Genomic DNA, 3,012 nt, shown 5'->3' with positions numbered 1-3,012 from the left:
CCGGAACCGCGCTGTGGCGCGGCCGGTCTTTCGTTTCCGGCGGTGACGTTCCGTTGCCCGCGCACCTGGGGGATGGAATGCATGATCAGGACCGGGTTCACGCAGTGGCTGCAGAAGCGCCGGGTCGAACGCACGCCGGCCGATACCGAGCTGCCCCTGCGCGCCGAGCTTTACGGCGCCGAGCAGCTCGAAGCCCACGCCGAGGCGCTGGCGCGCAATCACGTCGTCGAGCGCCGGCGCACGCAGGACCGGCTGATCGCGCGGCTGCAGGACAACGCCGCGGCGCTCGCCGCCGGGCATGCGCTGCTCGCCGGCAAGCTCGACGAGCAGCGCAGCGTCACGCCGGCCGGCGAATGGCTGCTCGACAACTACCACCTGATCGAGCAGCAGATCCGCGTCGCGCGCCGCAACCTGCCGAAGAACTACAGCGCCAAGCTGCCGTGGCTCGCCAACGGTCCCGGCCGCGGGCTGCCGCGCGTCTATGACCTGGCGCTGGCCGTCATCGCGCACGGCGACGGCCGCGTCGACATCGACGCGCTCGGGCGCGTGGTGATGGCCTACCAGCGGGTCGATCCGCTGACGCTCGGCGAGCTGTGGGCCGTGCCGATCATGCTGCAGCTCGCGCTGATCGAGAACCTGCGCCGCGTCACCGACCGCCTGGTCGCCAGTCGCCGCGACCGCGAACTGGCGCTGCGCTGGGCCGTGCGCATGCTGGAGGTCGCCGAGCGCGAGCCGAAGGGGCTGATCCTGCTCGTCGCCGACATGGCGCGCTCCGAACCGCGGCTCTCCAGCGCCTTCGTCGCCGAGTTCGCGCGCAACCTGCAGGGCCACCGCAGCGGCGGCACGCTGCCGCTGAGCTGGCTCGCGCAGGCGCTGGCCGAGTCCGGGCACACGATCGAGCAGCTCGTCGAGCAGGAGAGCCGGCTGCAGGCGGCCGATCAGGTGTCGATCGGCAACAGCATCCTGACGCTCGGTGCGCTGAGTGCGCTCGACTGGCGCGAGTTCGTCGAATCGGTCAGCGTCGTCGAGGCGGTGCTCGCCGCCGATCCGCACGGCAGCTACCGGCGCATGGACTTCGCGAGCCGCGACCATTACCGGCACGTCGTCGAATACCTCGCCGATCACGCCGGCGGCGACGAGCCGGCCGTGGCGCGGGCGGCGCTGGCGCTGGCGCAGGACGAGGCCGCGCGCCACGGGCTGATGGCGCGCACCGCCCACATCGGTTACTGGCTGGTGGACCGCGGCCGGCGCCGGCTCGAAGCCCGGCTGCCGCTGCGGCTGTCGCCGTGGCTGCGGCTGCGGCAGGAACTGGCGCGCTGGCCGCTGACGATGTACCTCGGCACCGCCACCGTCACCGCGCTGCTCGCGACCGGCGCCTACGCAAGTGGGCTCGATGCCGAGGGTGCCGCCCCCGGCCTGCTGGGCCTGGCGCTCGCGCTCGCCTTCATCGCCAGCAGCGAGCTGGGCGTGACCCTCGCCAACTGGCTCGCGACGCTGACGGTGCGCCCGAAGCCGGTGCCGCGGCTCGATTACCGCCATGGCATCCCGCCCGAGGCGCGCACGCTGGTGGCGGTGCCGGTGCTGCTCGGCAGCGCTGCGGACATCGACACGCTCGTCGATGCGCTGGAGGTGCGCTACCTCGCCAACCGCGATCCGCAGCTCGGCTTCGTGCTGCTGTCGGACCTGCCCGATGCCGCGACCGAAACGACGCCGGACGATGCCGCGCGCATCGAGCGTGCGCGCGCCGGCATTGCCCGGCTCAACGCGTGCTACGGCCGTGCCGATGACGGCAACGACCGCGGCAGCCCGTTCGCGCTGCTGCACCGGCCGCGCACGTGGAACGCGGCCGAAGGCGTGTGGATGGGGCGCGAGCGCAAGCGCGGCAAGCTCGCCGATCTCAACGCGCTGCTGCTCGAAGGCCGCACCGGGGCCTTCTCGCACATCGAGGGCGACCTCGTGGCGCTCGCCGGCAGCGTGCGCTTCGTCATCACGCTCGATGCCGACACGCAGCTGCCGCGCGATGCGGCCGCGGCGATGGTCGGCGCGCTCGCCCACCCGCTGAACCGCGCCCGCTTCGACGAGGACAGCGGCCGCGTCGTCGAGGGCTACGGCATCCTGCAGCCGCGCGTCGACGTGATGCCTTCGAGCGTGCACCGCTCGGCGTATGCGCGGCTGCACGGCGGCGAGGCCGGCATCGACCCGTACAGCCAGCTCGCCTCCGACGTGTATCAGGATGTCTTCGGCGAAGGCTCCTTCATCGGCAAGGGCATCTATGACGTGGCCGCGTTCGAGGCGGCCGGGCGCAGTTTTCCGGACAACCGCATCCTCAGCCACGACCTGCTCGAAGGCTGTTACGCGCGCGCGGGGCTGCTGAGCGACACGCAGCTCTACGAGGACATGCCGGCGCGCCACCTCGTCGATGCCCGGCGGCGCGAGCGCTGGATCCGCGGCGACTGGCAGATCGGCGGCTGGCTGCTGGCGCGCGTGCCGGGAGCGGACGGGCGGCGGCGCAATCCGCTCAGTGCGCTGTCGCGCTGGAAGATCGCCGACAACCTGCGCCGCAGCCTGGTGCCGGCGGCGACCGTGGCGCTGCTGCTGCTCGGGGCCGGGGTGCTCGGGGCCTTCAGCGGCACGCTGCTGCTGGCGATCGCCGTGCTGCTGACGCGCCCGGTGTGCGAGGCGCTGCTCGCGATCGTGCGCAAGCCCCCGGAGGCCGCGCCGCTGATCCACCTGCGCCAGGTCGGGGCCGCGCTGTGGCGCCAGACGCTGCTGACGCTCTGCCGGCTGGCGTGGCTGCCGCACGAGGCCGCCTACAGCCTCGATGCGATCGGCCGCACGCTGTGGCGGCTCACGTTCAGTCACCGCCGGCTGCTGCAGTGGACGACCTCCAGCGAGGCCGAGCGCAGCACCCGCGCCGATCTCGCCGGCGCCTGCCGGCAGATGGCGGCCGGGCCGCTCGCCGCTGCGCTGCTGCTGGCGATCGCCGTGCTGCTGACGCGCCCGGAGGCCGCG

1 pseudogene is annotated in these 3,012 nt (G+C 73.3%); it reads left to right on the top strand.

From position 1 onward, the window contains the following. Window positions 1-81: 81 nt before the first annotated feature. Window positions 82-3,012, top strand: a pseudogene (locus PKE44_RS17455) (cyclic beta 1-2 glucan synthetase); the annotation flags it as partial.

It is taken from the genome of Plasticicumulans sp., from assembly GCF_035331805.1.
GTDB lineage: Bacteria > Pseudomonadota > Gammaproteobacteria > Competibacterales > Competibacteraceae > Plasticicumulans.
The sequence above is the reverse complement of the archived record's forward strand: the minus strand, read 5'-3'. Positions and strand labels throughout refer to the sequence as shown.